Raw genomic sequence first — 26,804 nt, forward strand, 5'->3', positions numbered from 1 at the left:
TGGACATGGCGCAGACTCCGATGGATGACGATGGGCTAATGTTAAGTCGCGCGGATTCGTCTGGCTGGTTGATTGTATCCATCGAGGCGATAGCTTAGGATTGTATACAATTTCTTGATTCAGATCATGGGAACCCTGTCTGTCCTCAGGTAGTCTTCCTGCATTGATCCGCCGCTTTTCATACCCTGCCTTGGAGATTCACGATGTTTGCCAAAGTTGTCGCGGTATCCCTGCTGGCCCTCGCCAGCGGCCAGGTGTTCGCTGCCGAATGCAAGACCACTGTCGATTCGACCGATCAGATGTCCTTCAACACCAAGGCCATCGAGATCGACAAGAGCTGCAAGACCTTCACCGTGGAACTGACTCACGGCGGCAGCCTGCCGAAGAACGTCATGGGCCACAACTGGGTGCTGAGCAAGGAAGCCGACATGCAGCCGATCGCATCGGACGGCATTTCCGCCGGCATCGACAAGAACTACCTGAAAGACGGCGACACTCGCGTCATCGCCCACACCAAGATCATCGGTGCCGGCGAGAAGGACTCGGTCACCTTCGACGTGTCGAAGCTGAACCCGGCCGAGAAGTACGGCTTCTTCTGCTCGTTCCCGGGCCACATCTCGATGATGAAGGGCACCGTCACCCTCAAGTGATGGCCCTCACCTGGTCCCGCCCCGTGCGGGATCAGGACTGTTCGTTTTTCCGCAATTCCAGCCGAATCGTTTTTCCCTCCACTTCCTGTCGGCTGAATACCCCGCCCAACTGTTTGCGCTTGTAGTCGTTGCCCAGTGCCTGCCACTGCTCGTCGACGCTGTAGCAATTGAGGCTCTGCTGCGGTTCCAGCCCCGCAGGCGTGCTGTGCGGCTGCCAGTCGCAAAGGCCGCGATAGTGTTTTTCCCCGATGACGGGAACCCCGACACGCCTGGACGCAGGTCGTCGCGCAGGGTGATCGCGCCGCTGCTGGTGATGCTGCGTTGATGGTTGTCCTGGCCATAGAAGGCCTCGGTCTCGAAGCTGACTTCGCTCAGGTAGAGTTTGCAGCCGGGCAGTTCATAGCCGGTGGGCACCGTGAAGTCGAACGTGCGCGGGCTATCCAGTGGGACGGTATCGAAGTGCAGGGTCGGATGCTGGTACGGGCAACCGCTCTGCTGGTTGCCGGGGTGTAGCGGGCGCTGGCGCGCAGGGCCGTCTGGATCGGCATGCTGCCGCTGAGGATGAAGTGTTCCTTGCTCGGGCGGCCGCTGGCCGGGCGAGCGGACGGCTGGGTGGCGACGAAAATCCAGCACAGGGCGCCGATCAGGCCGGACAGCGGAATGATCCACGGGCGCTGGAAGAGCGGAGTGGCTCGGATATGGGGAGGCTTTTGCTTGAACAACATACGCAGCAGTCCTGGCCAACAGAGGATGGCGAAGACTGCTCCGCAGGGGGGACTGCCTCAATAGTTGCCGAAAAAAACAGAAAAATCCTACGGCAAACTGGCCGGCATCAGTCCTTTGAAACTGTCATTCCGAGGCTGGTCCGGGCGTCGTGGCGAGCCGGCAAGCCCGCCACGTTGCGTCTCCTCACGGTGCGAACGGCAGCTCGCGCTTGTGCCGGGTCTTTTCGTAGGTCCGGCAGATGATGTCGAAGGCTTCCTGGCGCACGGGCTGGCCGTGCAGGAACGCGTCGATCTCGGCATAGGTCACGCCATGGGAGGCCTCGTCCGGCTTGCCGGGTGCCAGGTCTTCCAGGTCGGCGGTCGGGACTTTCTCCACCAGCGACTCGGGGGCGCCGAAGCTGCGGGCAATGGCCCGGACCTGGTTCTTCACCAGCCCGCTCAGCGGCGCCAGGTCGCAGGCGCCGTCACCGAACTTGGTGAAGAAGCCCATCACCGCTTCCGCCGCGTGGTCGGTGCCGATCACCAGGCCGTTGGCGGCACCGGCGATGGTGTACTGGGCGACCATGCGCATGCGCGCCTTGGTGTTGCCGAGCACGAAGTCCCGCGAGACGGCGGCCTTGCCTTCGAACGCCGCCACTTCCGCGGCCAGCGCCTTGACCGCCGGGCCGATGTTCACGGTATGGCGCTCGTCGGGGTCGATGAAGTCCACCGACGCCGTGGCGTCGTGTTCGTCGAACTGGACTTCGTAGGGCAGGCGCACCGCGATGAAGCGATACTGCTCATCACCGGTGCGCTCCCGCAGTTCACGCACGGCGCGCTGCGCCAGCAAACCGGCGGTCAGCGAGTCGACGCCGCCGCTGATGCCCAGCACCAGGCTCTTGAGGCCCGAGTTCTGCAAGCAGTTCTGGATGAAGGTGATGCGCCGGGCGACCTCGGCCTCGAGGGCGGCCTGGTCGGCGAACGGCGGCTGGACCTTGAGCTGTTCAGCAATCTGGCGCTGTACGGCTTGCATGATTCACTCCTTGCGTAGGATTCGATCGAAAACGGATTAATCGGCCACCTGGAACACATGGCGCAGGTAGGAGACGAAATTCGGGTCCTTGCACTGAGCCTTGCCCGGTTCATCGGAGATCTTCGCCACGGGCTGGCCGTTGCAGGCGGTCATTTTAAGCACGATGCTCATCGGTTCCACCCCGGGAATGTCGCAGGTGAGGTTGGTGCCGATGCCGAAGCTGACATTGATCCGACCGCGCAGCGCCCGGAATATCTCCAGGGCCTTGGGCAGGTTGAGGCTGTCGGAGAACACCAGGGTCTTGCTCATCGGGTCGATGCCCAACTGGTGATAACGGGCTATGCATTTTTCACCCCACTGTACCGGGTCGCCCGAATCATGGCGCAAGCCGTCGAACAGCTTGGCGAAGTACAGGTCGAAATCCTTCAGGAAGGCGTCGGTGGTGATGCAGTCGGTCAGCGCGATCCCCAGCAGGCCGCGGTACTCGCGGACCCAGCAATCGAGTGCGGCGATCTGGCTGTCGATCAGCCGCGGGCCGAGTTGCTGGTGGGCCATGATCCACTCGTGGGCCATGGTGCCGAGCGGCTTCATGTCGAATTCACGGGCCAGGTGCACGTTGCTGGTGCCGACGAAGCGTCCGGGGAAGTCATGCTTGAGCACGCTCACCACTTCTTCCTGGACGCGGTAGGAAAACCGCCGACGGGTGCCGAAGTCGGCGACTTGCAGGTGCGCCAGCTCGTCGGCACTGGCGTTGGCGGTCAGCCAGTCGAACTTGCGGTACAGCTGTTCGCGGGCCTGTTTCAGTTCGGTCTCCTGGTAGCGATAGCGGTTGCGCACCTCGCTGACGATCGCCAGCAGCGGCACCTCGAACAGGATCACATGCAGCCAGGGGCCGCGCAGGCGGATGAACAGTTCGCCGTTCTCGATGCCGGTGTGTACGTAGCGCAGGTTGAAGCGGAACAGGCCGAGGAAGCGCAGGAAGTCCGGCTTGAGAAAGCTGATGCGTTCGAGGAAGCCCAACTGGTCCATGCTCAGGCTCAGTTCGGCGAGGCGCTCGATCTGATAGCGGATCTCCGCCAGGTAGGGTTGCAGGTCCTCGCTGTTGCGGCAGCGGAAATCCCATTCGACTTCGACGTTGGGATAGTTGTGCAGTACCGCCTGCATCATGGTCAGTTTGTAGAAGTCGGTGTCGAGCAGGTTCTGCACGATGCGATCGCCAAAGGCCTTATCGCTCATAACGGGTGTCTCCATGCCGGTCGGCGTTGCGGCAGCTTTTGGGTGAATGGCGCTAGTGGCGCATATCAGGGGGTGGTTTTACCAGCGATTTTTGCTGGCATTGCGGGCCTATTCGCGGGCAAGCCACGCTCCTGCAGAACGATGTCGTACATCAATGTCGTGCTCGACATCTCTCCTGTAGGAGCAGGGCTTGCCCGCGAAAGCGTTCTCAAGACCACCGCCAATCTCGATGACCTCCAGACTCCTCAGGCCTGCGAAGGATCGTCGATCTGCTCCTGCATCCACTGCACGAAATTCTTCACCTTCGGTACTTCCGCCGAGTGCTCCGGGTACGCCAGGTAATAGGCGTCACGGCTGGGCATCGCATGCGGCCAGGGGATCACCAGCTTGCCGTCGGCCAGTTCCTCCTCCACCAGAAAGCGCGGCAGCAGGGCCACCCCACAGCCGACCTGCGCCGCGCGAATGCACATGTAGAAGGTCTCGAAGCGTGGCCCGTGGTAGCTGTGTTCGGTGTGATAGCCCTGGTGCTCGAACCAGTCATGCCAGGCCTGGGGCCGAGAGGCGTTCTGCAGCAGGACCAGTTCGCTCAGTTGCGTCGGGTCTTCGAATGGCTGTCCGGGCAGGCTGGAGGGGGCACAGACCGGCACCAGCTCTTCGCTGAACAGCTTCAGGCACTCAGTGCCCGGCCGCGAACCCTGGCCGAAAAAGAATGCCAGGTCGCTGCGTCCCTGCAGCAGGTCGTCGGCGTCCTGTTCGCTGCACAGGTCCAGGTGGATATGCGGATGACGCAGGCGCCAGCCCTTGAGGCGTGGCACCAGCCAGCGGGCACCGAATGTCGGCGGCGTGGAAACCCGCAGGACTTCGGTTTCGCCACCGTAGGAGCGCAGGTAGTGGGTCGACATCTCCATCTGGGTCAGGATTTTTCGGACTTCCACCAGGTACAGGTTTCCCGCCGGCGTCAGTTGCAGGCGTCGGCGCACCCGGCGGAACAGCAGGTGCTGGAGCAGTTCTTCAAGCTGCGCGACCTGCTTGCTGACCGCGCTCTGGGTCAGGTTCAGCTCCTCTGCCGCGCGGGTGAAGCTCAAGTGCCGGGTAACGGCCTCGAAACACTGCAGGGCGGTGATCGAGGGCAGGTGTCTTTTATTCAGCATGAACGGGCCTTTTCTTCTGTTTCTTGCGCAGCATGAATAAACGGAATGATATCTCGCCTAATCGTCGTTTGTTGGCAAGTCCGAAGGTCGCTACAACTACAACCTGAAGTTTTCCGATTTTCGTCTGGAGGAATGATCCCATGGTTGCCGCATTGCTCGATCGTCTTGGTGTTGACCCGGCGCTGTCTCAACAGGGCAGGCAGCCCGTGCATTCGCCGATCGACGGCAGCCGCATCGGCGCCGTGAACTGGCAGGGACCGGCCGAGGTCGAGCAGCAGGTCGGGCGCGCCGAGCGGGCCTTCGAGGCCTGGCGCCAAGTGCCGGCGCCGCGCCGTGGCGAGCTGGTGCGCCAGTTCGGCGAATTGCTGCGACAGTACAAGGCCGACCTCGGCGAACTGGTGTCCTGGGAAGCCGGCAAGATCACCCAGGAAGGCCTGGGGGAAGTGCAGGAAATGATCGATATCTGCGACTTCGCGGTCGGCCTGTCGCGCCAGTTGTACGGCTTGACCATCGCTTCGGAGCGTCCTGGCCATCATATGCGTGAGACCTGGCATCCGCTGGGCGTGGTCGGGGTGATCAGTGCCTTCAACTTCCCGGTCGCGGTCTGGGCCTGGAACACGGCGCTGGCGCTGGTCTGCGGCAACCCGGTGATCTGGAAACCGTCGGAAAAGACGCCGCTGACCGCACTGGCCTGCCAGGCCCTGTTCGAGCGCGTGCTGAAGAATTTCAGCGATGCGCCGCCGTACCTCAGCCAGGTCGTCATCGGTGGCCGCGACGCCGGCGAAGCCCTGGTCGACGACCCGCGCGTGGCCCTGGTCAGCGCCACCGGCAGCACCCGCATGGGACGCGAGGTGGCGCCCAAGGTGGCCGCCCGTTTCGCCCGCAGCATCCTCGAGCTGGGCGGCAACAACGCGATGATCCTCGGCCCCAGCGCCGACCTGGACATGGCGGTGCGGGCCATCCTGTTCAGCGCCGTCGGCACCGCCGGCCAGCGTTGCACCACCCTGCGCCGGCTGATCGCCCACGAGTCGGTCAAGGACGAGATCGTCAGCCGGCTCAAGGCCGCCTATGCCAAGGTGCGCATCGGCCACCCGCTGGAGGGCAACCTGGTCGGCCCACTGATCGACAGGCACGGTTTCGATGCCATGCAGGACGCCCTCGAACAGGCCCTGAGCGAGGGCGGTCGGGTGTTCGGCGGCCAGCGCCAACTGCAGGAGCAGTTCCCCGATGCCTATTACGTCTCGCCGGCCATCGTCGAGATGCCCGAGCAGAGCGATGTGGTCCGGCACGAGACCTTCGCCCCGATCCTCTACGTGATCGGCTACAGCGACTTCGCCGAGGCCCTGCGCCTGAACAATGCGGTGCCCCAGGGGCTGTCCTCGTGCATCTTCACCACCGACGTGCGCGAGGCCGAGCTGTTCATGTCGGCGGTGGGCAGCGACTGTGGCATCGCCAACGTCAACATCGGCCCCAGCGGTGCGGAGATCGGCGGCGCGTTCGGTGGCGAGAAGGAGACCGGCGGTGGTCGTGAGTCGGGTTCCGATGCCTGGCGCGGCTACATGCGGCGCCAGACCAACACCGTCAACTACTCGCGGGAACTGCCGTTGGCTCAGGGCATCGTCTTTGACTGAGTCGGTGTAGCGCCCAGGCCCTCTTGGGTCGGGTTTGTCCCTGTAGGAGCCGGCGGTGCGTTGGGTTCAGGTGGCTGTTGGGTTTCATTTTCGGAGTCTGGCAATGGTGTTACGTGAAGAATGTCTATGGGAAAAGCTCACGCCCCAGCGGCCCGAGGCGCCGCGCTTCAAGGGTGAGCTGAGCGTCGACGTCTGTGTCATCGGCGCCGGCATTACCGGGCTGTCGGCCGCGATTCACCTGCGTGAGCAGGGCAAGAGCGTCTGCGTGCTGGAGGCTCATCGCACCGGGCATGGTGGCTCCGGGCGCAATGTCGGCCTGGTCAACGCCGGGTTGTGGATTCCTCCGGACGATATCGAGGCCGGTTTCGGCGAGGCCGTCGGCAGCCAGCTCAATCGCATGCTCGGCGGCGCCCCGGCGCTGGTGTTCAGCCTGGTCGACAAATACGGCATCGATTGCCAACTGCGCCGCGAAGGCACCTTGCATATGGCCCACAATGCCCGTGGCGAGGCTGACCTGCGCAGTCGCGAGCAACAGTGGAAGCGTCGCGGCGCCCCGGTGGAGCTGCTGACCGGCAGCGCCTGCGAAGCCGCCACCGGTACGCGCAAGATTGCCGCCGCCCTGCTCGACCGGCGGGCCGGCACCCTCAATCCGATGGCCTACACCTCGGGCCTGGCCAAGGCCGCCGTCGGGCTGGGTGCCCGATTGTTCGACCAGTCGCCGGTCACCCGGCTGGAGCGCCAGGGCCAGCGCTGGTCGGTGCAGACAGCCGACGGCGCGGTCACTGCCGAACAGGTGGTGATGGCCTCCAATGCCTACACCGAAGGCGAGTGGACCGAGCTGCGGCGCAATTTCTTCCCCGGTTACTACTATCAGGTCGCTTCCGTCCCGCTGGACGATGACGCGGCGAAACGGATCCTGCCGGGCGGGCAGGGCTCCTGGGACACCCGCCAGGTGCTCAGCAGCATCCGCCGCGATGCCGACGGCCGGCTGCTGCTGGGCAGCCTCGGCAATGGCAACCAGAAACCCGCCTGGTTCCTGCGGGCCTGGGCCGACCGGATCCAGCAGCACTATTTCCCCTACCTGAAAAAGGTCGACTGGGAATGTACCTGGACCGGCTGCATCGCCTTCACCCCCGATCACCTGATGCGGCTGTTCGAGCCGGCGCCCGGCCTGGTGGCCGTCACCGGCTACAACGGACGGGGCGTCACCACCGGAACCGTGGTCGGCAAGGCCTTCGCCGACTACCTGTGTAACGGAAATCCTCAGGCCCTGCCGATTCCCTTTGCACCGATGCGGCCGGTACCGGCGGTGGGCCTGCGCAGTTGCCTGTACGAGGTCGGGTTCTCGCTGTATCACGCGGGCCAGTGCCTGCGGATCGTCATTTGATACAACAAAAGCGCCAATCCGGACGGCGCTTTTACCGGCTACGGCTAGCCTATATGGTGCGCGATGTAGCAGTCGTGCACTGTGAGTGTGCACTTCGGTGACGCATGTTGTTACATGGTGGTTGCACGCGTATGTGTGTCGAGGTTGCAGTAGTGGCACTTGAGGGTTGCACCTTTTTCTGAAAAAGGTTCTACCTTCGCCGAGTTAGACGGTTGCACGCCCAGTTGAAAAGGGCCCGAAACAGTCCAGAAAACCATAAGACAGTGACTTTTTTCAGAACAAAAAACCGATGGCACGCCCCTTGCTCTGAGCATTCAGTGAAGTCGCAGTGCCAAACTAAAAAAACTTGGAGCACCACCTCATGTCCCAGAAGTTTTACAAAAAAGGCTGTGTCGCCCTCGCAGTGGCTGCTGCGCTGGGTGTTTCTGCGTTTGCTCAGGCTGATCTGAAAATCGGTGTGGCCGGTCCCATGACCGGTGCCAATGCGGCGTTTGGCGAGCAGTACATGAAGGGGGCTCAGGCGGCGGCGGACGTGATCAACGCGGAAGGCGGGGTCAACGGCGAGAAGATCGTCCTGATCAAGGGCGACGACGCGTGCGAGCCGAAGCAGGCGGTAACGGTGGCCAAGGACCTGACCAACAAGCAGGTCGCCGGTGTCGTCGGGCACTTCTGCTCCTCCTCGACCATCCCGGCCTCGGAAGTCTATGACGAAGCCGGCATCATCGCGATCACGCCCGGTTCCACCAACCCGCAGGTGACCGAGCGCGGTCTGTCCGCGATGTTCCGCATGTGCGGTCGTGACGACCAGCAGGGCATCGTCGCCGGCGACTACATCGTCGACGTGCTCAAGGGCAAGAAGGTCGCGGTGATCCACGACAAGGACACCTATGGCCAGGGCCTGGCCGACGCCACCAAGGCGCAACTGATCAAGCGCGGCGTGACCCCGGTGATCTACGAGGGCCTGACCCGTGGCGAGAAGGACTTCAGCGCCCTGGTGACCAAGATCCGTGCCGCCGGCGCCGACGTGGTCTACTTCGGTGGCCTGCATCCGGAAGCCGGTCCCCTGGTCAAGCAACTGCGCACCGAAGGCCTGAAGGACGTCAAGTTCATGTCCGACGACGGTGTGGTGACCGATGAACTGGTGACCACCGCCGGCGGCCCGCAATACGTCGACGGCGTCTACATGACCTTCGGCGCCGACCCACGCCTGCTGCCCGACAGCAAGGCGGTCGTCGAGCAGTTCCGCAAGAACGGCACCGAGCCTGAAGGCTACACCCTGTACGCCTACGCCTCGATCCAGGCCCTGGCCGCCGGCTTCAACGGCGCCAAGTCCAACAAGGGCGAAGACGCCGCCAAATGGCTCAAGTCGCATCCGGTCAAGACCGTGATGGGCGAAAAGGCCTGGGACACCAAGGGCGACCTGAAAGTCTCCGACTACGTGGTCTACCAGTGGGACGCGAGCGGCAAATACCACCAACTGGAAAAACAGAAGTGACATGAGCCGATCGGCCGGCCCCGCGCGGGTCGGCCGGTCGCCACGTGTGTCCGTGCAGTTACCTGTCTTTTCTCGTAGAACTGCACATGGCTGTGCTGCGACGGCGGTTGAACCCCGGTCCGTCGCGGTGGGCTTCTGTGCAGTCTCTCAACGTGCGTGAGATTGCGTTATGGATGGTATTTTCCTGCAGCAACTGGTCAATGGCCTGACCCTCGGGTCGGTCTATGGCCTGATCGCCATCGGCTACACAATGGTCTATGGCATCATCGGCATGATCAACTTCGCCCACGGCGAGGTTTACATGATTTCCGCCTACCTCTCGGCAATCAGTCTGGCCCTGCTGGCCTACTTCGGTATCGAATCCTTCCCGCTGCTGATGCTCGGCACGCTGCTGTTCACCATCGTCGTGACCGGGGTGTATGGCTGGACCATCGAGCGTATCGCCTACAAACCCCTGCGCAACTCTACCCGGCTGGCGCCGCTGATCAGTGCCATCGGCATTTCGCTGATCCTGCAGAACTACGCGCAGATCAGCCAGGGCGCCAGGCAGCAGGGCGTTCCCACACTGCTCACCGGTGCCTGGCGCATCGAGGTCGGCAGTGGCTTCGTCCAGCTCACCTACACCAAGGTCTTCATCCTGGTGGCCGCGTTCCTCGGCATGGGCGTGCTGACCTACATCATCAAGTACACCAGGCTGGGGCGCATGTGCCGGGCCACCCAGCAGGACCGCAAGATGGCCTCGATCCTCGGGATCAATACCGACCGGATCATTTCCTATGTGTTCGTCATCGGTGCGGCCATGGCGGCCCTGGCCGGTGTGCTGATCACCATGAACTACGGCACGTTCGACTTCTACGCGGGCTTCGTCATCGGCATCAAGGCCTTCACCGCCGCGGTACTTGGCGGCATCGGCTCACTGCCGGGAGCGATGCTGGGCGGGATCATCCTCGGGATCTCCGAGTCGCTGTTCTCCGGGTTGGTCAACTCGGACTACAAGGACGTGTTCAGCTTCTCGCTGCTGGTCCTGGTCCTGGTCTTTCGGCCGCAAGGCCTGCTCGGCCGTCCTCTTGTGTCGAAGGTGTAAGCCATGTCCACTGCCACTGAAAAAAAGCTCGATATCAAAAAAAGCCTGGTGGATGCCATTCTTGCCGGCCTGCTCGCCCTCATTGTCTTCGGCCCGATCGTCGGGGTCGTCCTCGAGGGCTACAGTTTCAACCTGGAACCGACCCGTGTCGCCTGGCTGGTGGCGATCGTCATGCTCGGCCGCCTGGCCCTGAGCCTCTACCTGCAGACCGCCAAGGGCAAGCGGCTGCTCGACAGCTTCGAGGGCGGCGGTTCGGGGGTGCACGTACTGGCGCCGGACTACAAGTCGCGCCTGCGCTGGATCATCCCGATCATGATCGCCATCGCGGTGGTCTTCCCGGTGTTCTCCAACTCCTACCTGCTGGGCGTGGTGATCCTCGGCCTGATCTACGTGCTGCTCGGCCTCGGCCTGAACATCGTGGTCGGCCTCGCGGGCCTGCTCGACCTCGGCTACGTGGCGTTCTACGCCATCGGTGCCTATGGCCTGGCCCTGGGTTACCAGTACCTCGGCCTGGGCTTCTGGACCGTACTGCCCCTGGCGGCCATCTGCGCGGCCATGGCCGGCTGCGTGCTGGGTTTCCCGGTATTGCGCCTGCATGGCGACTACCTGGCGATCGTGACCCTGGGTTTTGGCGAGATCATCCGCCTGGTGCTCAACAACTGGCTGTCGCTGACCGGCGGCCCGAACGGCATGCCGGCGCCGCTGCCGACCTTCTTCGGCCTGGAGTTCGGCAAGCGGGCGAAGGATGGCGGGGTGCCGTTCCACGAGTTCTTCGGTATCGCCTACAACCCGGACGTGAAGTTCTACTTCATCTACACCGTGCTGTTCCTGGTGGTGCTGGCGGTGCTCTACATCAAGCACCGGTTGACCCGGATGCCGGTCGGCAGGGCCTGGGAGGCCCTGCGTGAAGACGAGATCGCCTGCCGCGCCATGGGCCTGAACCATGTGCTGGTCAAGCTCTCGGCATTCACCCTCGGGGCCTCGACGGCAGGCTTGGCCGGGGTGTTCTTCGCCACCTACCAGGGCTTCGTCAACCCGACCTCGTTCACCTTCTTCGAGTCGGCGCTGATCCTCGCCATCGTCGTGCTCGGCGGCATGGGCTCGACCATCGGCGTGGTCATCGCCGCCTTCGTGCTGACCGTTGCGCCGGAGTTGCTGCGCAGCTTCGCCGAGTACCGGGTGCTGCTGTTCGGCGTATTGATGGTGTTGATGATGATCTGGCGGCCTCGCGGCCTGATCCGTATCAGTCGTACCGGGGTAGCCCCGCGTAAGGGTGTCTTGCACGAGGGAGCTGCGCAATGAACGATGAAATCATTCTCTCGGTCGAGAAACTGATGATGCACTTCGGGGGTATCAAGGCCCTCAGCGACGTCAGCCTGCAGGTCAAGCGCAACTCGATCTTCGCCCTGATCGGCCCCAACGGTGCCGGCAAGACCACCGTGTTCAACTGCCTCACCGGTTTCTACAAGGCCACCGGCGGCAGCATCATGCTCAATACCCGCGGCCGAGAGACCAACGTCATCCAGCTGCTGGGCGAGTCCTTCCGGGCCAGCGACTTCGTTTCGCCGAAGAACTTCGCCAGCCGGCTGTACTACAAGATGTTCGGCGGTACCCACCTGGTCAACCGTGCGGGGCTGGCACGGACCTTCCAGAACATCCGCCTGTTCAAGGAAATGTCGGTGCTGGAGAACCTGCTGGTGGCCCAGCACATGTGGGTCAACCGCAACCTGCTGGCCGGCATCCTCAATACCCGGGGCTACCGCAAGGCCGAGAGCGACGCGCTGGACACGGCGTTCTACTGGCTGGAGGTAGTCGACCTGGTGGACTGCGCCAACCGCCTGGCCGGCGAGCTCTCCTACGGCCAGCAACGCCGCCTGGAGATCGCCCGGGCCATGTGCACGCGGCCGCAGGTGATCTGCCTCGACGAGCCGGCGGCGGGCCTCAACCCTCAGGAAACCGAAGCGCTGAGCGCGATGATCCGGCTGCTGCGCGACGAGCACGATCTGACCGTGGTGCTGATCGAACACGACATGGGCATGGTGATGAGTATTTCCGACCACATCGTGGTACTGGACCACGGCAACGTGATCGCCCAGGGCGGGCCCGAGGCGATCCGCAACGACCCGAAAGTGATTGCCGCCTACCTGGGTGCGGATGAAGAGGAACTGGTATGAGTCAGGCTATCCTCGAACTGAAGAACCTGGACGTCTATTACGGGCCGATCCAGGCCCTGAAGAAGGTCTCGTTGCACATCGACGAAGGCGAAACCGTCAGCCTGATCGGCTCCAACGGAGCCGGCAAGTCGACGCTGCTGATGTCGATCTTCGGCCAGCCGCGGGCGGCATCCGGGCAGATCCTCTACCGGGGCATCGACATCACCCACAAGTCCTCCCACTACATCGCCTCCAACGGTATCGCCCAGTCGCCGGAAGGGCGCCGGGTGTTCCCCGACATGACTGTGGAAGAGAACCTGCTGATGGGCACCATCCCCATTGGCGACCAGTTCGCCAGCGAGGACATGCAGCGCATGTTCGAGCTGTTTCCGCGGCTCAGGGAGCGGCGCAACCAGCGGGCCATGACCATGTCCGGCGGCGAGCAGCAGATGCTCGCCATCGCCCGGGCGCTGATGAGCCGACCCAAGCTGCTGCTGCTCGATGAACCGAGCCTGGGCCTGGCGCCGATCGTGGTGAAGCAGATCTTCGCCACCCTGCGCGAACTGGCTGCCTCGGGGATGACCATCTTCCTGGTCGAGCAGAACGCCAACCATGCGCTCAGGCTCTCGGACCGGGCCTACGTGATGGTCAACGGGCAGATCCGTCTCAGCGGTACCGGCAAGGAACTGCTGGCCAACGAGGAGGTGCGCAACGCGTATCTGGGCGGGCACTGATCCGGGTCCACAGGAACGCCCCGTGACCTTGACCGGTCCGGGGCTTTTTTCATATCCACAGCGCCAGGGGCGAATTGTGGAAAACGCCGGGCAAAACTTCGTGGGGTGCGACATGAAACCGCTGCAAACAGTTGTTTTGTCACCGTTTTGACTTGTCCCCGTTTGCTGTGGAATCGGCTGTGGGTAACGTGGGAGTAGCTGGCTGGAGGCCTTGTGGGCCGTGGCCTGTAGAGGTTTGTCTGTTTTTTGATCAGCCGTTTTTCGGTAAGCTCGAAAGACATTTGTCAACAGGTTTATGAGTGTCGCGCTCGCCCGGCAAGTGCTCGGGGAAGCCTGTGGATAACTCTGTGGGCAAACTCTGGAAAGACCGCCGTGGGCGGCGTAGCTACTGGCTTGGCGCCAGCCTGCGGAAACCCATCGGTGGGTCGCGATGGCCGATGGCTGCACATGGGCTTGCCCGGGGTCAAGCGAAAAACTTTTAAAACAGTGCTGCAGGCCTTGTGGATAGCGGCCTGGCGCTGTTCGACTTGCCCCCAGAGATTGTGGAAGGGACTGTGGATAAGATGCGTACATCCGGCGCCAGGCCACGGCTGGCTTGGGCTGTAGAGCTTTGAGCGTTTTTTGTACAGCCTTGCGTTGAACACGCGGCACAGTTGCTGGCCTCCGCCGGGCCGGGCATGCTGGGCGGCGAACGACCTTATTTCAGGCTGTAACCGCGTTTAGCTAGGAGAACACGATGACATCCACGCTGTTTATCACGGGCGCCACTTCCGGTTTTGGCGAGGCGTGTGCCCGTCGTTTTGCCGAGGCCGGCTGGAAACTGGTGCTGACCGGGCGTCGCGAAGAGCGTCTGAATGCCCTGTGCGCCGAGCTTTCCCAGCAGACCGAAGTGCATGGCCTGGTGCTCGACGTGCGTGACCGCAAGGCCATGGAAGAGGCCATCGCCAACCTGCCACCGAGCTTCGCCAAACTACGTGGGCTGATCAACAACGCCGGCCTGGCCCTGGGCGTCGACCCCGCGCCCAAGTGCGACCTGGACGACTGGGACACCATGGTCGACACCAACATCAAGGGCCTGATGTACAGCACCCGCCTGCTGCTGCCGCGGCTGATCGCTCATGGCCGTGGCGCCAGCATCGTCAACCTCGGTTCGATCGCCGGCAAGTACCCGTACCCGGGCAGCCACGTGTATGGCGCGAGCAAGGCGTTCGTCAAACAGTTCTCCCTGAACCTGCGTTGCGACCTGCAGGGCACGGGCGTGCGGGTGACCAACATCGAGCCGGGGTTGTGTGAAAGCGAGTTCTCGCTGGTGCGTTTCGGCGGTGACCAGGCGCGCTACGACGCCACCTACGCCGGCGCCGAGCCGATCCAGCCGCAGGACATCGCCGAGACCATCTTCTGGGTGCTCAACACACCGGCTCACGTCAACATCAACAGCCTGGAACTGATGCCGGTGAGCCAGACCTGGGCCGGGTTCGCCATCGAGCGCGACAAGGCCTGAAACCCAGGTGATCGTGGGAGCCGGCTTGCGGGCTCCCACAGTAACCGTATCGGCCGCCGGCTTGCGGGTGATCAGCCCAGATGGTCGGCCAGGCCGTACAGGCAGGTCGCCAGATGATAGGGCGTGGTCGACGGCATGTCCGCGCGGCTGACCACACCCTGTGCATCCAGGCATTCATGCCAGCCGCCCGGGTGCATGAACTGTGCGTGCAGGGCCCGGAGCTGGCGCTGCAGGCGCGCCGAGTTATCCACACGCAGGGTCAGCGCCCGCAGGTATTCGGCCTGCGCCCAGATCCGCTGGGTCGCGTCGCGCAGTGTCCCATCGATGGCCAGCATCGCGCTGACGGCTCCGCTGCGCGGGTCGACACCGGTCTGCTCGGCATAGGCGAAACCCCGTTGCAGGGACTGGTGCAGGGCGCTGTCACGCAGCACGGCCGAGGATTCGAGCAGGAACATCCACTCGAACTGATGACCCGGCTCGAACCAGTTATCCACAGTGCCCAGCGGCTTTTCCAGGATCACCCCGTGCTGGCGATCGACGAAGCGTTTCTGCAGGGCCGCGACCAGCGTCAGCATGTCGGCCTGTACGCGGGCATCCTCGCGTGCCGCAAGGGTGGCCAGGAAGGCTTCGGTCAGGTGCATCAGGGGGTTCTGCAACGGTCCGCTGCCGAGCGACGACCAGTCGCGGGTCAGGTCCGCCTCGTAGAGGCCGTCACCGGTGGCGAAGCGTACGGCAATCACTTCCAGTGCGGCATCGAGTACCGACTCCACCAGCGGTTCTCGGACCTTGGCCCAGTAATGAGCGCAGGCGAACAGGATGAAGGCGTGGGTATAGAGGTCCTTGCGGGTGTCCAGCGGGGCGCCCTGTGGGTCGATGCTGTAGAACCAGCCACCGTGCTCGGCATCATGGAAATGCCGCTGCAGCGAGCGGAACAGGGCGGCGGCGCGAGTGCCCGCGCCGGGGAAGGCGGCATCGCCGATCAGGCTGGAGAACAGGTACAGCTGCCGGGCGCAGGCCATGGCGCGATAGCGTTGTGGCGGCAGCGGGCGGTGCTCGGCGTCCAGCGCCTCATACGGCAGCGCCAGTTCGGCATTCCAGCCGGGGCCTTGCCACAGGGGGATGATTACCTGGCGCAAGTGCTGTTGCACGGTGGTGAACAGGCTCTTCGATTCGGAGGCGGCGGCAGAGCTGGAAACATCAGGCATCGGCAGGAGTCGTCGGGCAGGAGTGTGCGCAACATGGTAGCAGGCGACTTGTCGTCGTGTCAGATCAGTGGCTTTTCCGAGGTAGGCAGTACCTGGTCTGGGCAGGCAAGGGGAGGTAAGCCGAGAGGGGGGCAGGCCCATTTGCGGGCAAGCCAGGCTCCTACAAGGTCATGCTGTGCCGCCGTGATGCGTTCGACACAGCTCCTGCAGAAGCCGGGCTTGCCCGCGAACGGGCCTGCCAGGGCAGCGCAGGGCTCAACCGGCCAGCAACCAGACCCCGGTCGCCGCCGACGCCGCGCCAGCCAGTCGTACCAACGGCGCCGCTGCCTGCGGCAAGATCCGCACCAGCCCATAGCCCAGGCCATGCAGGGCCGCCGTTGCCAGCACGAAACCGGCGGCATACGCCCAGGGGCTGGACATTTCCGGTAGTTCCAGGCCATGGGCCACGCCGTGGAACAGCGCGAAGAGCGCCGTGGCGGTGATCGCCAGGCTCACCGGTGGTCGTACCGCCAGCGCTACGGCCAGGCCCAGCGCCAGCACCGAGGCGGCAATCCCGCTTTCCAGGGCCGGCAGTTCCAGGCCGGCGAAACCGAGCAGGCCACCGACCAGCATGGTGCCGACGAAGGTGCAGGGCAGGGCCCAGCGCGCGCTGCCCTGCTGCTGCGCGGCCCACAGGCCGACCGCAAGCATGGCCAGCAGATGATCGAGGCCGCCGATCGGGTGGCTGATGCCCGCGACCAGGCCGCTGTCGTCATGGCCAGGGTGGGCGAAGGCCATGGCCGGAGCCAGCAGCAGGGAGAGGGCACTGAGGAGTTTCTTCAGACTCATGGGCAAATTCCTGGTGGTTGAATGATCAGGCCGCGGTCAGCAGGCCCTGGCGTTCGATGAAGGCGATGATGTCGTCCAGGCCTTGCCCGGTTTTCTGGTTGCTGAACACGAACGGCTTGTCGCCGCGCATGCGCCGGGTGTCGCCGTCCATCATTTCCAGCGAGGCGCCCACCAGCGGGGCGAGGTCGATCTTGTTGATCACCAGCAGGTCGGATTTGCAGATACCCGGCCCGCCCTTGCGCGGCAGCTTGTCGCCGGCCGAGACGTCGATCACGTAAATGGTCAGGTCGGAAAGCTCCGGGCTGAAGGTCGCCGACAGGTTGTCGCCACCCGACTCCACCAGGATCAGGTCCAGGCCCGGGAAACGCCGGTTCAACTGGTCCACGGCCTCGAGGTTGATCGAGGCATCCTCGCGAATCGCGGTGTGCGGGCAGCCACCGGTTTCCACGCCGATGATCCGTTCCGGCGCCAATGCCTGGTTGCGCACCAGGAAGTCGGCGTCCTCGCGGGTGTAGATATCGTTGGTGACCACTGCCAGGTTGTAGCGCTCGCGCAGGGCCAGGCACAGGGCCAGGGTCAGGGCGGTCTTGCCGGAGCCGACGGGACCGCCGATACCGACGCGCAGGGGTTGTGCGTTCATCTTGCTCTCCTAGGAACGAAACAGGCGGCTGTACTGGCGCTCGTGGGCCATGCACGCCAGTGACAGGCCGAAGGCGGCGCTGCCGATGTGTTGCGGATCTTGTTCGCTGGCCACCTGCTGCGCCTGCTGCAGCAGGGGCAGCAGTTCGCTGGTCAGGCGCTGGGCGGCCTGCTGGCCGAGCGGCAGGGTCTTCATCAGCACCGCCAACTGGTTTTCCAGCCAGCTCCAGAGCCAGGCGGCCAGGGCATCCTCGGGGCTGATCCGCCAGGCGCGGGCGGCCAGCGCCCAGCCGAGGGCCAGGTGCGGTTCGGTCTGGCGGGCGAGGAAGTCCCGTGCGGGGGCATCAAGGTCGGGAAGGCCATCGAGCAGTTGCTGCAGCGAATAGCCCATCTGCCGGCTTTCCAGATATAGCTCGCGGGTCTCGCGGCTGGCGCGGTGTTCTTCGGCCAACTGTGCCAGGCGCGGCCAGTCGGCCTGCGCCGCTGCAGTGCAGTGGGCCAGCAGCCGTGGCGCCTCGAAGCGGGCGAGATTGAGCAGCAACTGGTCGCCGATCCAGCGGCGGGCGCTGGCCGGGTCATGCACCCGGGCCTGCTCCACGGCCATTTCCAGGCCCTGGGAATAGCTGTAGCCACCGATCGGCAGTTGCGGGCTGGCCAGGCGCAGCAGCGCCCAGGCCGGATTCATGTGCGCACACCGAACTGGTGCAGGCGTGGCGGGTAGTTGAAGTCTTCGTCGCCATGCCGGGAATGATGATGGCCACCGCCGTAGGCACCGTGTTCCGGCTGGAAGGGGGCCTCGATGGTTTCGGCGTGGGCGCCCAACTGTTCGAGCATGGCCTTGAGCACATAGTCGTCGAGCAGCCGCAGCCAGCCGTCGCCGACTTGCAGCGCGACATGGCGATTGCCCAGGTGATAGGCGGCGCGGGTCAGTTCGAAGGCATTGGCGCAGGTGACATGCAGCAGCTGTTCGGGACGGGCGCAGACGCGGACGATACGGCCGTCCTCGGCTTGCAGGAATTCGCCGTCGTACAGAGGCGGCTGACCACGCTCCAGGAACAATCCCACGTCTTCACCGGTGGCACTGAAACAGCGCAGGCGGCTTTTGCTACGCGCCTCGAAGTTCAGGTGCAGTTCGGCGCTCCAGGCGGATTGGGGTTCGATTCTGCGATGAATCACCAGCATCTTGGGGCTTCCAGCAATGAGCAATGCCTGAGCTAGAGCAAAGGGCTTGCCAGTCGGACGAAACCTGGGAAATCCCTGTCAGAAAGCGCCGCGCGCCTGAAAAAGGAGCGTAGTGATGTTTCTGGATGTTTCAAGATGGTGCGCGGTCTGTTTTTCTGCGCGTTTTCGGTGCGTTTGAGGGGCGCCCGGCAGGGGAGGTGGTAAAGGGCGTTTCGTTCGCTCAGGGCGTTGAAAAGCTTCGCGGGCAAGCCCGGCTCCTACGCGCTTCCCATGCGGTGGGGTGGAGCGGGTTCACTCGGTGCTGCCGAGCCCCTGCCAGTGTTTCAGCCCGATGAAGATGAAGCGCAACTGCTGGGTGATCTTCGCCTGCGGCGCCAGGTAGTCGGGCAGCGGCTCCTGTGGCGGGTCGGTGATTTCCGGCAGGGTGGCGAACACGCTCTTGACGATCAGGTCGGCCATCACCTCCAGCCCGTCGGTGTTCAGGTGCTGCAGCTTGGGCATCAGGGCCAGGTCGGCTGCCAGGTCCGAGCTGATGTTCTCGCGCAGGCGGGCGATGGCCTGGCGCACCGGTGAGGAGCCGCCGTACTGTTCGCGGGCGAGAAATAGAAACTGCGAGCGGTTCTGCGCCACGACGTCGAGAAAGATCCGCACCGAGGCGTCGATGATGCCGCCCATGATGAACTCGTTGTGGCGAACCAGGCGGATGGTTTCGCGGAAGGTCTGGCCCACTTCGCTGACCAGTGCCAGGCCGAGTTGGTCCATGTCGTCGAAATGCCGGTAGAAACCGGTTGGCACGATACCCGCGGTTTTCGCCACTTCACGCAGGCTCAGGCTGCCAAAGCCACGCCCACCCTCCATCAGATGGCGTGCTGCGTCCATCAGGGCATGACGGGTCTGTTGTTTCTGTTCGGCACGAGGCAGCATCGACGGGACGTTTTCTGAAAGACAGGAGCGGCGCACTCTAGCAAATCAGCTTTGCCGGCGTCGAACGCGGAGCGGGAGAGAGGGTAGGAAGCAGGAAATCGGGGTTGCAGAAATGTCGAAGCCCGATCCGGTGGATCGGGCTTCGTTCCAGGCCATCATGGCCTCAGCTCAAGGCTTGATGACGTTCGGCCAGGCGATCGGCACCGCCTTCGGTGATCAGGCCTTTGTCCTTCAGGCGATCATTACCACCTTCGGCGAGTGTCTGGCCCAGAGGTGTGCGGTCGCTGCCGTTTTCTGCCAGGGTCTGACCCAGTGGGGTGCGGTCGCTACCATTTTCTGCCAGGGTCTGACCCAATGGGGTACGGTCGCTACCGCCTTCTGCCAGGGTCTGGCCCAGAGGGGTACGGTCGCTGCCGTTTTCTGCCAGGGTCTGGCCCAGAGGGGTACGGTCGCTGCCGTTTTCTGCCAGGGTCTGGCCCAGTGGAGTACGGTCGCTACCGTTTTCTGCCAGGGTTTGGCCCAGAGGGGTACGGTCGCTGCCGTTTTCTGCCAGGGTTTGACCCAGTGGGGTACGATCGCTGCCGCCTTCGGCAAGGGTCTGACCTTGTGGGGTGCGTTCGGAACCATCCGAGGCCAGGGTGTTCAGCGACTGGCTGACGGTGGCGTGGCTGGCCTGAGCTTGTGGGGCGGCCTGTTCACGGGCTGGCAAGGCATAGGCGTTGGCAGTCAGGACGGCAAGGGTAAGGCTGAGAAGTAATTGGCGTTTCATGATCGTTTGCTCCGTTGGAGGGCGATAAAGTGGGTACGGAGCTAATGTTACCCTTGCAAAATCGATATAAAAGTTCATAAGGACAATGTTAATAATCAACGGAATTGATTGTTCCGGGCGATGGCTCTAGATCGGGCCTTACAGCGTGTTACCCCTGCTCCGTACTGGGTATTTTCTACCCAGTCCTGCTTCATCCGAGGGCATGCCGGGGAACGAAAAACTGATGGATCGGTCAGCTTCGGCCCGCTTCGATTTTCCCGGCCGAGGGCTTTTTCCATTAAACCTTGCCCGGGTTTTGTCAGTCGTAAAGGTATATCGCGTCGCTTTTTGGACGTTCAGCCGTTATCAGGAGCCTCGTGCAATGACGCGCACTCGAAAAATCTTTCTCTGGACCGGTGCCAGCCTGGTCCTGCTGCTGGCGGTGCTGGTGGCGATCATCGCGTTCTTCGATTGGAACCGGATCAAGCCGCCGGTCAATGCCAAGGTTTCCGAAATCCTTCATCGCCCGTTCGCCATCAATGGCGACCTGTCGGTGCGTTGGCAGCGTGAGCCCGACGAAGGCGGTTGGCGCGCCTGGCTGCCCTGGCCCCACGTGATCGCCGAGGACCTGACACTGGGCAATCCGGACTGGTCGAAAAATCCGCAGATGGTCAGCCTCAAGCGTGTCGAACTGCGCCTTGCGCCGTTGCCATTATTGGTCCGGAAGGTGGTGATTCCGCGGATCGACCTGACCGAGCCGAATGCCAGTCTCGAACGGCTGGCCGATGGCCGCGCCAACTGGACGTTCCAGTTCGATCCCAAGGATCCCGACGAGCCGCCGTCCGCCTGGACGGTGGACATCGGCGCCATCGGCTTCGACAAGGGGCATGTCACCCTGGACGACAAGAGCCTCAAGACTCAGCTCGACCTGTTGATCGACCCGCTGGGCAAGCCGATTCCGTTCAGCGATATCGTCGGCGACAGCGCGGCGAAAAAGGCCCTGGAAAAGGGCTCGGCGCCACAGGACTATGCGTTCGCGCTGAAGGTCAAGGGCCAGTACCATGGCCAGAATCTCGCCGGGACCGGCAAGGTCGGCGGCCTGCTGGCGTTGCAGGACGCGGCCAGGCCGTTCCCGGTGCAGGCCGATGTGAAGATCGCCGACACCCGGATCGCCGTGGCCGGCACCCTGACCGATCCGCGCAACCTGGGAGCCCTGGACCTGCGCCTGAAGCTGGCCGGCAACAGCCTGGGCAATCTCTACCCGCTGATCGGGGTGACCCTGCCGGACTCGCCGGCCTACGAGACCGACGGCCACCTGATCGCCAGGCTGCATGAGCCGACCGGGGCGACCTTCCAGTATGAGCAGTTCAACGGCAAAATCGGTACCAGCGATATCCATGGAGACCTGTCCTACGCCGCCAGCCAGCCTCGGCCGAAACTCACCGGCGTGCTGGTCTCCAACCAGTTGCTGATGACCGACCTGGCGCCACTGATCGGCGCGGACTCCAATGCCAGGCAGAAGGCTCGTGGCGGTGAAAGCAAGCAGCCGGCGGACAAGGTCCTGCCGGTCGAGGAGTTCCGCACCGAGCGCTGGCGCGACATGGACGCCGATGTGGAATTCACCGGCAAGCGCATCGTCCACAGCGCCGAGCTGCCGTTCACCGACCTCTACACCCACCTGGTGCTCAACGATGGCGAGCTGAGCCTGGAGCCCCTGCGTTTCGGCGTGGCGGGCGGCAAGCTCGACGCACAGATCCGCCTCAATGGCCGCGCCACGCCGATGCAGGGGCGGGCGAAGCTGACCGCGCGCAACTTCAAGCTCAAGCAGTTGTTCCCCACCTTCGAGCCGATGAAGACCAGCTTCGGCGAGCTCAATGGCGATGCCGATATCAGCGGCACCGGCAACTCGGTGGCGCGTCTGTTGGGCACCTCCAATGGCGACTTGAAGATGCTGGTCAACGATGGCGCCATCAGCCGTGGCCTGATGGAGATCGCCGGGCTCAACGTCGGTAACTACGTGGTGGGCAAGATCTTTGGCGACAAGGAGGTGAAGATCAACTGCGCGGCGGCCGACCTCGGCATCAAGAGCGGCCTGGCGACCACCCGGTTGTTCGTCTTCGACACCGAGAACGCGATCATCTACGTCGACGGCACGGCCAACTTTGCCAGCGAACAGCTGGATCTGAAGATCAGCCCCGAGTCCAAGGGTTTCCGGCTGCTGTCCCTGCGCTCGCCGTTGTACGTGCGTGGCAAGTTCATCAAGCCGGATGCCGGTGTGCAGGCGGTGCCGCTGTTGCTGCGCGGTGCCGGCATGGTTGCCCTGGGCGTGATCGCCGGGCCGGCGACCGGGTTGCTGGCGCTGGTGGCCCCGGGTGGCGATGTGCCGAACCAGTGCGCGCCGTTGCTGGAGCAGATGAAGTCGGGCAAGGCGCCGCGGACAGTCAGGAACTGATTTTGTAGCGAGGATTGCACAGGTTACCTGTAGGAGCAGGGCTTGCCCGCGAAACTTTTAGCGGCCTTGAGGGCCTATTCGCGGGCAAGCCACGCTCCTACAGGGGGCCGGGCAGTGCTCTACAGATCCTGCAGGATGTCCGCCATGTCATCGGCATGTTCTTCCTCCTGGGCGAGGATGTCCTCGAAGATCCGCCGCGTGGTCGGGTCCTGGTCGCCGATGAACTGGATGATCTCGCGGTAGCTGTCCACCGCGATCCGTTCGGCCACCAGGTCCTCGTAGACCATTTCCTTGAGGGTCTTGCCGGCCACGTACTGGGCATGGGACTGCTGGGACAGCAGGTCCGGGTTGAACTCCGGCTCGCCGCCCAGTTGCACGATGCGCTCGGCCAGCCGGTCGGCGTGGGCCATTTCCTGGTTGGCGTGCTCGAGGAACTCGTCGGCAGCGACACTGGCCTTGAGCCCGGTGGCCATGAAGTAGTGGCGCTTGTAGCGCAGGGTGCAGACCAGCTCGGTGGCCAGCGATTCGTTGAGCAGCCGCAGGATTTCGCTGCGGTCGGCCCCGTAGCCTTCGGTGACCGCGCCGTTCTCGACATTCTTGCGCGCACGTTCACGCAGGGTGGTTACATCGGACAAATGCATGTCGCTCATCTCGATCTCCTGACTGATCCGGTTGGGGCGCCTCGCTCTGTTGGCGAGATCGCTACCCTGGGTGTGAGTGGCGCGAGAGCGAAAAAGTTTTATCCGATTGTTACGTAAAGGGTGGCCGAGCGCGGGATGTCGCCGTGTTGTCATCTTCCATGTCGATGCTTTCGTCCCAGGCCTCGTGGCTTGTGTGGCGGATTCGCATACCCGACTCCGGGCCACTAGGCTCTCATTCGTAACCTGTCATGGATGCTCACTGATGTCGCAAGAACTCGCCACGCGTTATCCGCTGGTGCTGGTACCGGGCATGCTCGGGTTCGTCCGGTTGCTGTGGTTTCCCTACTGGTATGGCATCACCCCTGCCTTGCGCGCGGGCGGCGCAACGGTGTTCCCGGTCCGGGTTTCGCCGCTGCACTCCAATGAGGTGCGGGGCGAACAACTGCTGTCGCGGATCGAGCAGATCCGCCGCGAGACAGGGGCGGAAAAGGTCAACCTGATCGGTCACAGCCAGGGCGCGCTGACCGCGCGGTATGCGGCGGCCAAGCGGCCGGATTGGGTGGCCTCGGTGACCTCGGTAGCCGGGCCCAATCATGGCTCGGAACTAGCGGATCACTTCCTGCGTCACTACCCGCCGAGCAGTGCCCGTGGGCGCCTGCTGACCTTCGTGCTCTGCGCCGTCGCACGGCTGATGGGTTGGCTGGAAACCGGCTGTCGCGGCCCGGCGTTGCCCATGGATCTGAACGCCTCGCATCACTCGCTGACCAGCGAAGGTGTCGCCCTGTTCAATCGCCAGTACCCCCAGGGGCTGCCGGACAGCTGGGGTGGGCAGGGCGCGGAACGGGTCGATGGCGTGCATTACTACTCCTGGGCCGGGATCCTGCAGCCGGGCATCACCGATCGTGGGCGCAATCTGTTCGACGGCACCCACCGCAGTTGCCGGCTGTTCGCCAGGACCTTCATCCGCGAGGCCGGGCAGTGCGATGGCATGGTCGGACGCTACAGTTCGCACCTGGGGACGGTCATCGGCGACGACTATCCCCTCGATCACTTGGATATCGTCAACCAGTTACTGGGCCTGGTGGGCAAGGGCGCCGAGCCGATCCGGCTGTTCGTCGAGCATGCCCGGCGGCTCAAGGCTGCCGGGCTTTGACCTGGCGCAGCGCCGTGGTCCAGCGCTCGGAGAGGATCACCCCGCCCAGCGTCATGGCGCCGCCCAGCAGGTGATACAGCGCCAGTTGTTCACGCAGGACCCCGGCGGCGATCAGCGCGGTGAGCAGCGGCAGCAGGTTGAAGAACAGTACCGTGCGGCTCGGGCCCAGCCGGGCCACCGCCTTCATCCACAGCAGCGGTGCGAGCATCGAGGCCAGCAGGCAGGCGTACAGCACCAGGCCGGCGTTGTGCAGGTTCGGGCCGACCTTGGGCGACAGCAGGTACAGCGGCAACAGCGCGACCACCGCCACCAGAATCTGCAGGTAGAGCAACTGCAACGGTGGCAGGCGCAACTGCCACTTTTTCAGCAGGGTGCTGTAGACCGCATAGGCCAGGGTCGCGCCGAGCATCATGGCGTCGCCCAGGTTCAGGCCATGGGTCAGCAACGAGGCGAGGTCGCCCGCCGAGACCACCACCAGCACCCCGATGAAGGACAGCACCGCGCCGGACAGTGCGCCGGCGGTCAGGCGCTGGCCGAGGCTGACGATTGCCAGGGCCAGCGACATCAACGGCATCAGCGACAGGATGATGCCCATGTTGGTGGCCGTGGTCAGGGTCGCTGCGTAGTAGGCCAGGCTCTGGTAGGCGACCATGCCGAGCACGCCGAGGGCGACGATCCTGCCCAGGTGCGGGCGGATCGCCGCGCGGTTGGCGATGACCGGGCGCAGCAGGAAGGGGGTGAACAGCAGAGCCGCCAGCAGCCAGCGGTAAAAGCCGATTTCCGCCGGGAAGATCGCCCCGACGGCCATTTTGTTGACGACGGTGTTGCCGGCCCAGATGAAGATGGCCAGCAGGGGAAACGCGTATTGCATGGGAGTTGAGACCGCAAGGACAGGATGAGGCGAATTATCCGTTTGTCCGAATCAAGACTTATACTTCAATCCGGTCAATCGGCGTCGGAATCCGGACAGCATGCGCAAGATCCCCATCGAGATCCCTTCTTTCCCTGATTTGCCGGCACCGGTGTATTTTCGCTATGCCGAATTCGGCCCTGGCAGTCATGCGGCCAGCCACCGCCATCGCTGGGGCTCGCTGGACTACGTGTCCCATGGCGTCATCCATTACGAAGTGGCCGGCCGGCGCTTCATGTCGCCATCGCGCTATGCCCTGTGGATTCCGCCCGGCACCGAGCACAGTGCCTACAACACCCAGGCAATCGTCTACCGCTCGGTCTATGTGGCCGAGGAGCACTGCCGTGGCATGCCCGAGGTGGCGAGCACCCTGGCCATCAGCGACATCCTCAAGGCGATCCTCGGCGATTTCGCCCGGCGTGACGTGAAGATCCCCTGTGATCCTGCCGATATCCGCCTGGCCCAGGTGCTGGTGGACCAGCTGCACCTGGCCAAGGTCCACAGCTCCTACCTGCCGTACTCCGACGACCCGGGCCTGCTCAGCGTGCTCGAAGGATTGCAGGACGACCCGGCGGACAACCGCTCGCTGGCGCAATGGGCGGCCGGCCTGCATGTCAGCGAGCGGACCCTGGCGCGCCTGTTCGTGCGTGAACTGGGGGTGAGTTTTGGCGAGTGGCGCCAGCGCCTGCGGTTCGTCTGTTCGGTTCAGGCCCTGGAAGGCGGTCGCAGCGTCCAGGAGATCGCCTTCGACATGGGCTACAGCACCGCTTCGGCCTTCATTGCCATGTTCCAGCGCCAGGCCGGCTGTACACCGGAGCAGTACCGACGCCAGTCACGGCTGCCTTGAGCAGGGGGGCTGGCCGCTGGAGGTGTAACAGGGTTTGTCTACACTTCTTCGGGAGCCGTGCCCATCGGTGCGGCAACCAGGAGAAAACTCCATGAACATGCTGCGTATCCCTTTGTTGCTGGCTGGCCTGTTGCTGTGCTCCCAGGGCTTTGCCGCCACTGCTGCCCAACAGGCCCAGCAGGACAAGATGAAAACCTGCAATGCCGAAGCCACCACCAAGGCCCTCAAGGGCGATGAACGCAAAGCCTTCATGAGCAACTGCCTGAAGGCCCAACCGGCCAAGGCGATGACCCAGCAGGACAAGATGAAGACCTGCAATGCCGACGCCACCGCCAAGGCGCTCAAGGGCGACGAGCGCAAGACCTTCATGAGCACCTGCCTGAAGAAGTAGCCCGGGCCGGCAGGACCTCCACGGTGGCAGTTGGAGGTCTTCGGCGGTCGAGTTGGGTCGCGGGGGACTTTGTATCGTCGCGTGTACGTCCCCCTGGTTCTGTCACATGAACGCTGGCAGACTGC

At 63.8% G+C, this 26,804-nt stretch carries 26 protein-coding genes; 13 read left to right on the forward strand and 13 right to left on the reverse strand.

The genetic code is table 11. The features are described from left to right. Window positions 1-203: 203 nt before the first annotated feature. Window positions 204-650, forward strand: coding sequence for an azurin (azu, locus tag ACZ5KU_RS02690; protein ID WP_054058667.1), 447 nt, complete (start codon window positions 204-206; stop codon window positions 648-650). Between the two features lie 371 nt (window positions 651-1,021). Here azu and ACZ5KU_RS02695 read toward each other — a convergent pair whose 3' ends face one another. The 4 genes from ACZ5KU_RS02695 to ACZ5KU_RS02710 form a co-directional block, all read right to left on the reverse strand. Further along, a complete protein-coding gene (locus tag ACZ5KU_RS02695) occupies window positions 1,022-1,375 on the reverse strand; it encodes a hypothetical protein (RefSeq protein WP_464736803.1) in 354 nt (117 codons plus the stop codon). 184 nt (window positions 1,376-1,559) lie between these two features. Beyond that, window positions 1,560-2,387 (reverse strand): ammonia-dependent NAD(+) synthetase, encoded by an 828-nt coding sequence (gene nadE, locus ACZ5KU_RS02700; protein WP_054062146.1) that lies wholly within the window; start codon window positions 2,385-2,387, stop codon window positions 1,560-1,562. A gap of 36 nt (window positions 2,388-2,423) precedes the next feature. Then, window positions 2,424-3,623, reverse strand: a complete 1,200-nt coding sequence (pncB, locus tag ACZ5KU_RS02705) for a nicotinate phosphoribosyltransferase (RefSeq protein WP_054058670.1) — start codon at window positions 3,621-3,623, stop codon at window positions 2,424-2,426. Between the two features lie 245 nt (window positions 3,624-3,868). After that, window positions 3,869-4,774, reverse strand: a complete 906-nt coding sequence (locus ACZ5KU_RS02710) for a LysR family transcriptional regulator (protein WP_054058671.1) — start codon at window positions 4,772-4,774, stop codon at window positions 3,869-3,871. 140 nt (window positions 4,775-4,914) lie between these two features. Here ACZ5KU_RS02710 and amaB point away from each other — a divergent pair, with 140 nt between their 5' ends. The 8 genes from amaB to ACZ5KU_RS02750 all read left to right on the forward strand — a co-directional run bounded on the left by amaB (window position 4,915) and on the right by ACZ5KU_RS02750 (window position 14,759). Beyond that, the gene (amaB, locus tag ACZ5KU_RS02715) at window positions 4,915-6,405 is read left to right on the forward strand and encodes an L-piperidine-6-carboxylate dehydrogenase (protein WP_054062148.1); all 1,491 of its coding nucleotides are present in this window, start codon (window positions 4,915-4,917) and stop codon (window positions 6,403-6,405) included. Window positions 6,406-6,508: 103 nt separating this feature from the next. Beyond that, window positions 6,509-7,792: an L-pipecolate oxidase gene (gene amaA, locus ACZ5KU_RS02720; RefSeq protein WP_464736804.1), complete on the forward strand. Its 1,284-nt coding sequence runs from the start codon at window positions 6,509-6,511 to the stop codon at window positions 7,790-7,792. A gap of 361 nt (window positions 7,793-8,153) precedes the next feature. Then, on the forward strand, window positions 8,154-9,287 hold the full coding sequence (locus ACZ5KU_RS02725) for a branched-chain amino acid ABC transporter substrate-binding protein (protein ID WP_054062150.1): 1,134 nt from the start codon (window positions 8,154-8,156) through the stop codon (window positions 9,285-9,287). A 169-nt stretch (window positions 9,288-9,456) separates the two neighbouring features. Beyond that, window positions 9,457-10,371, forward strand: coding sequence for an ABC transporter permease subunit (locus tag ACZ5KU_RS02730; protein ID WP_054059814.1), 915 nt, complete (start codon window positions 9,457-9,459; stop codon window positions 10,369-10,371). Window positions 10,372-10,374: 3 nt separating this feature from the next. Continuing rightward, the gene (livM, locus tag ACZ5KU_RS02735; protein ID WP_054059815.1) at window positions 10,375-11,673 is read left to right on the forward strand and encodes a high-affinity branched-chain amino acid ABC transporter permease LivM; all 1,299 of its coding nucleotides are present in this window, start codon (window positions 10,375-10,377) and stop codon (window positions 11,671-11,673) included. Continuing rightward, window positions 11,670-12,545: an ABC transporter ATP-binding protein gene (locus ACZ5KU_RS02740; RefSeq protein ID WP_054059816.1), complete on the forward strand. Its 876-nt coding sequence runs from the start codon at window positions 11,670-11,672 to the stop codon at window positions 12,543-12,545. The genes livM and ACZ5KU_RS02740 overlap by 4 nt, the downstream gene beginning before the upstream one ends. After that, window positions 12,542-13,258: an ABC transporter ATP-binding protein gene (locus ACZ5KU_RS02745; RefSeq protein ID WP_054062151.1), complete on the forward strand. Its 717-nt coding sequence runs from the start codon at window positions 12,542-12,544 to the stop codon at window positions 13,256-13,258. The genes ACZ5KU_RS02740 and ACZ5KU_RS02745 overlap by 4 nt, the downstream gene beginning before the upstream one ends. 736 nt (window positions 13,259-13,994) lie before the next feature. Continuing rightward, window positions 13,995-14,759 (forward strand): SDR family oxidoreductase, encoded by a 765-nt coding sequence (locus tag ACZ5KU_RS02750; RefSeq protein ID WP_054059818.1) that lies wholly within the window; start codon window positions 13,995-13,997, stop codon window positions 14,757-14,759. Window positions 14,760-14,830: 71 nt separating this feature from the next. Here ACZ5KU_RS02750 and ACZ5KU_RS02755 read toward each other — a convergent pair whose 3' ends face one another. The 7 genes from ACZ5KU_RS02755 to ACZ5KU_RS02785 all read right to left on the reverse strand — a co-directional run bounded on the left by ACZ5KU_RS02755 (window position 14,831) and on the right by ACZ5KU_RS02785 (window position 20,306). After that, complete coding sequence (locus ACZ5KU_RS02755; protein WP_464736805.1) at window positions 14,831-15,964, reverse strand: AGE family epimerase/isomerase; 1,134 nt, start codon at window positions 15,962-15,964, stop codon at window positions 14,831-14,833. A 255-nt stretch (window positions 15,965-16,219) separates the two neighbouring features. Then, window positions 16,220-16,792, reverse strand: coding sequence for a HupE/UreJ family protein (locus tag ACZ5KU_RS02760; RefSeq protein WP_464736806.1), 573 nt, complete (start codon window positions 16,790-16,792; stop codon window positions 16,220-16,222). 25 nt (window positions 16,793-16,817) lie between these two features. Then, window positions 16,818-17,432 (reverse strand): urease accessory protein UreG, encoded by a 615-nt coding sequence (gene ureG, locus ACZ5KU_RS02765; RefSeq protein WP_054061572.1) that lies wholly within the window; start codon window positions 17,430-17,432, stop codon window positions 16,818-16,820. A 9-nt stretch (window positions 17,433-17,441) separates the two neighbouring features. Further along, the gene (locus tag ACZ5KU_RS02770; protein WP_054062154.1) at window positions 17,442-18,116 is read right to left on the reverse strand and encodes an urease accessory protein UreF; all 675 of its coding nucleotides are present in this window, start codon (window positions 18,114-18,116) and stop codon (window positions 17,442-17,444) included. After that, window positions 18,113-18,613, reverse strand: a complete 501-nt coding sequence (gene ureE / locus ACZ5KU_RS02775; protein WP_054058389.1) for an urease accessory protein UreE — start codon at window positions 18,611-18,613, stop codon at window positions 18,113-18,115. The genes ACZ5KU_RS02770 and ureE overlap by 4 nt, the downstream gene beginning before the upstream one ends. A 291-nt stretch (window positions 18,614-18,904) precedes the next feature. Then, window positions 18,905-19,537 (reverse strand): TetR family transcriptional regulator, encoded by a 633-nt coding sequence (locus tag ACZ5KU_RS02780; RefSeq protein WP_054058388.1) that lies wholly within the window; start codon window positions 19,535-19,537, stop codon window positions 18,905-18,907. Between the two features lie 163 nt (window positions 19,538-19,700). After that, window positions 19,701-20,306, reverse strand: coding sequence for a hypothetical protein (locus ACZ5KU_RS02785; protein ID WP_416771542.1), 606 nt, complete (start codon window positions 20,304-20,306; stop codon window positions 19,701-19,703). 361 nt (window positions 20,307-20,667) lie between these two features. On the opposite strand from ACZ5KU_RS02785, the gene ACZ5KU_RS02790 reads away from it, so the two are divergent. Next, window positions 20,668-22,737, forward strand: a complete 2,070-nt coding sequence (locus tag ACZ5KU_RS02790) for an AsmA family protein (protein WP_464736807.1) — start codon at window positions 20,668-20,670, stop codon at window positions 22,735-22,737. A gap of 119 nt (window positions 22,738-22,856) precedes the next feature. Here ACZ5KU_RS02790 and ACZ5KU_RS02795 read toward each other — a convergent pair whose 3' ends face one another. Then, the gene (locus ACZ5KU_RS02795; protein WP_054058385.1) at window positions 22,857-23,387 is read right to left on the reverse strand and encodes a ferritin-like domain-containing protein; all 531 of its coding nucleotides are present in this window, start codon (window positions 23,385-23,387) and stop codon (window positions 22,857-22,859) included. A 253-nt stretch (window positions 23,388-23,640) separates the two neighbouring features. Between ACZ5KU_RS02795 and ACZ5KU_RS02800 the strand changes: the two genes are divergently transcribed. Further along, window positions 23,641-24,531, forward strand: a complete 891-nt coding sequence (locus tag ACZ5KU_RS02800) for an esterase/lipase family protein (protein ID WP_464736808.1) — start codon at window positions 23,641-23,643, stop codon at window positions 24,529-24,531. On the opposite strand, the gene ACZ5KU_RS02805 is transcribed toward ACZ5KU_RS02800, so the two are convergent. Next, window positions 24,512-25,402: a DMT family transporter gene (locus ACZ5KU_RS02805; protein WP_054058383.1), complete on the reverse strand. Its 891-nt coding sequence runs from the start codon at window positions 25,400-25,402 to the stop codon at window positions 24,512-24,514. The genes ACZ5KU_RS02800 and ACZ5KU_RS02805 overlap by 20 nt on opposite strands. A 100-nt stretch (window positions 25,403-25,502) precedes the next feature. Between ACZ5KU_RS02805 and ACZ5KU_RS02810 the strand changes: the two genes are divergently transcribed. Together ACZ5KU_RS02810 and ACZ5KU_RS02815 are read left to right on the forward strand one after the other, a co-directional pair. Then, window positions 25,503-26,288 (forward strand): AraC family transcriptional regulator, encoded by a 786-nt coding sequence (locus ACZ5KU_RS02810; protein ID WP_054058382.1) that lies wholly within the window; start codon window positions 25,503-25,505, stop codon window positions 26,286-26,288. Window positions 26,289-26,379: 91 nt separating this feature from the next. Next, window positions 26,380-26,679, forward strand: a complete 300-nt coding sequence (locus ACZ5KU_RS02815) for a PsiF family protein (RefSeq protein ID WP_054058381.1) — start codon at window positions 26,380-26,382, stop codon at window positions 26,677-26,679. Window positions 26,680-26,804: the final 125 nt, after the last annotated feature.

This window comes from Pseudomonas sp. Tof1, from assembly GCF_055390395.1.

Coding starts and splice junctions, on each gene's coding strand:
- ACZ5KU_RS02785 (WP_416771542.1), bottom strand. CDS start 20,306: ATGAAACGCCAATTACTTCTCAGCCTTACCCTTGCCGTCCTGACTGCC.
- ureE (WP_054058389.1), bottom strand. CDS start 18,613: ATGCTGGTGATTCATCGCAGAATCGAACCCCAATCCGCCTGGAGCGCC.
- azu (WP_054058667.1), top strand. CDS start 204: ATGTTTGCCAAAGTTGTCGCGGTATCCCTGCTGGCCCTCGCCAGCGGC.
- ACZ5KU_RS02805 (WP_054058383.1), bottom strand. CDS start 25,402: ATGCAATACGCGTTTCCCCTGCTGGCCATCTTCATCTGGGCCGGCAAC.
- ACZ5KU_RS02710 (WP_054058671.1), bottom strand. CDS start 4,774: ATGCTGAATAAAAGACACCTGCCCTCGATCACCGCCCTGCAGTGTTTC.
- ACZ5KU_RS02800 (WP_464736808.1), top strand. CDS start 23,641: ATGTCGCAAGAACTCGCCACGCGTTATCCGCTGGTGCTGGTACCGGGC.
- ACZ5KU_RS02725 (WP_054062150.1), top strand. CDS start 8,154: ATGTCCCAGAAGTTTTACAAAAAAGGCTGTGTCGCCCTCGCAGTGGCT.
- ACZ5KU_RS02750 (WP_054059818.1), top strand. CDS start 13,995: ATGACATCCACGCTGTTTATCACGGGCGCCACTTCCGGTTTTGGCGAG.
- ACZ5KU_RS02790 (WP_464736807.1), top strand. CDS start 20,668: ATGACGCGCACTCGAAAAATCTTTCTCTGGACCGGTGCCAGCCTGGTC.
- ACZ5KU_RS02745 (WP_054062151.1), top strand. CDS start 12,542: ATGAGTCAGGCTATCCTCGAACTGAAGAACCTGGACGTCTATTACGGG.
- ACZ5KU_RS02695 (WP_464736803.1), bottom strand. CDS start 1,375: ATGTTGTTCAAGCAAAAGCCTCCCCATATCCGAGCCACTCCGCTCTTC.
- ACZ5KU_RS02730 (WP_054059814.1), top strand. CDS start 9,457: ATGGATGGTATTTTCCTGCAGCAACTGGTCAATGGCCTGACCCTCGGG.
- ACZ5KU_RS02770 (WP_054062154.1), bottom strand. CDS start 18,116: ATGAATCCGGCCTGGGCGCTGCTGCGCCTGGCCAGCCCGCAACTGCCG.
- ACZ5KU_RS02760 (WP_464736806.1), bottom strand. CDS start 16,792: ATGAGTCTGAAGAAACTCCTCAGTGCCCTCTCCCTGCTGCTGGCTCCG.
- ACZ5KU_RS02815 (WP_054058381.1), top strand. CDS start 26,380: ATGAACATGCTGCGTATCCCTTTGTTGCTGGCTGGCCTGTTGCTGTGC.
- ureG (WP_054061572.1), bottom strand. CDS start 17,432: ATGAACGCACAACCCCTGCGCGTCGGTATCGGCGGTCCCGTCGGCTCC.
- ACZ5KU_RS02780 (WP_054058388.1), bottom strand. CDS start 19,537: ATGCTGCCTCGTGCCGAACAGAAACAACAGACCCGTCATGCCCTGATG.
- livM (WP_054059815.1), top strand. CDS start 10,375: ATGTCCACTGCCACTGAAAAAAAGCTCGATATCAAAAAAAGCCTGGTG.
- ACZ5KU_RS02810 (WP_054058382.1), top strand. CDS start 25,503: ATGCGCAAGATCCCCATCGAGATCCCTTCTTTCCCTGATTTGCCGGCA.
- ACZ5KU_RS02755 (WP_464736805.1), bottom strand. CDS start 15,964: ATGCCTGATGTTTCCAGCTCTGCCGCCGCCTCCGAATCGAAGAGCCTG.
- ACZ5KU_RS02740 (WP_054059816.1), top strand. CDS start 11,670: ATGAACGATGAAATCATTCTCTCGGTCGAGAAACTGATGATGCACTTC.
- nadE (WP_054062146.1), bottom strand. CDS start 2,387: ATGCAAGCCGTACAGCGCCAGATTGCTGAACAGCTCAAGGTCCAGCCG.
- amaA (WP_464736804.1), top strand. CDS start 6,509: ATGGTGTTACGTGAAGAATGTCTATGGGAAAAGCTCACGCCCCAGCGG.
- ACZ5KU_RS02795 (WP_054058385.1), bottom strand. CDS start 23,387: ATGAGCGACATGCATTTGTCCGATGTAACCACCCTGCGTGAACGTGCG.
- pncB (WP_054058670.1), bottom strand. CDS start 3,623: ATGAGCGATAAGGCCTTTGGCGATCGCATCGTGCAGAACCTGCTCGAC.
- amaB (WP_054062148.1), top strand. CDS start 4,915: ATGGTTGCCGCATTGCTCGATCGTCTTGGTGTTGACCCGGCGCTGTCT.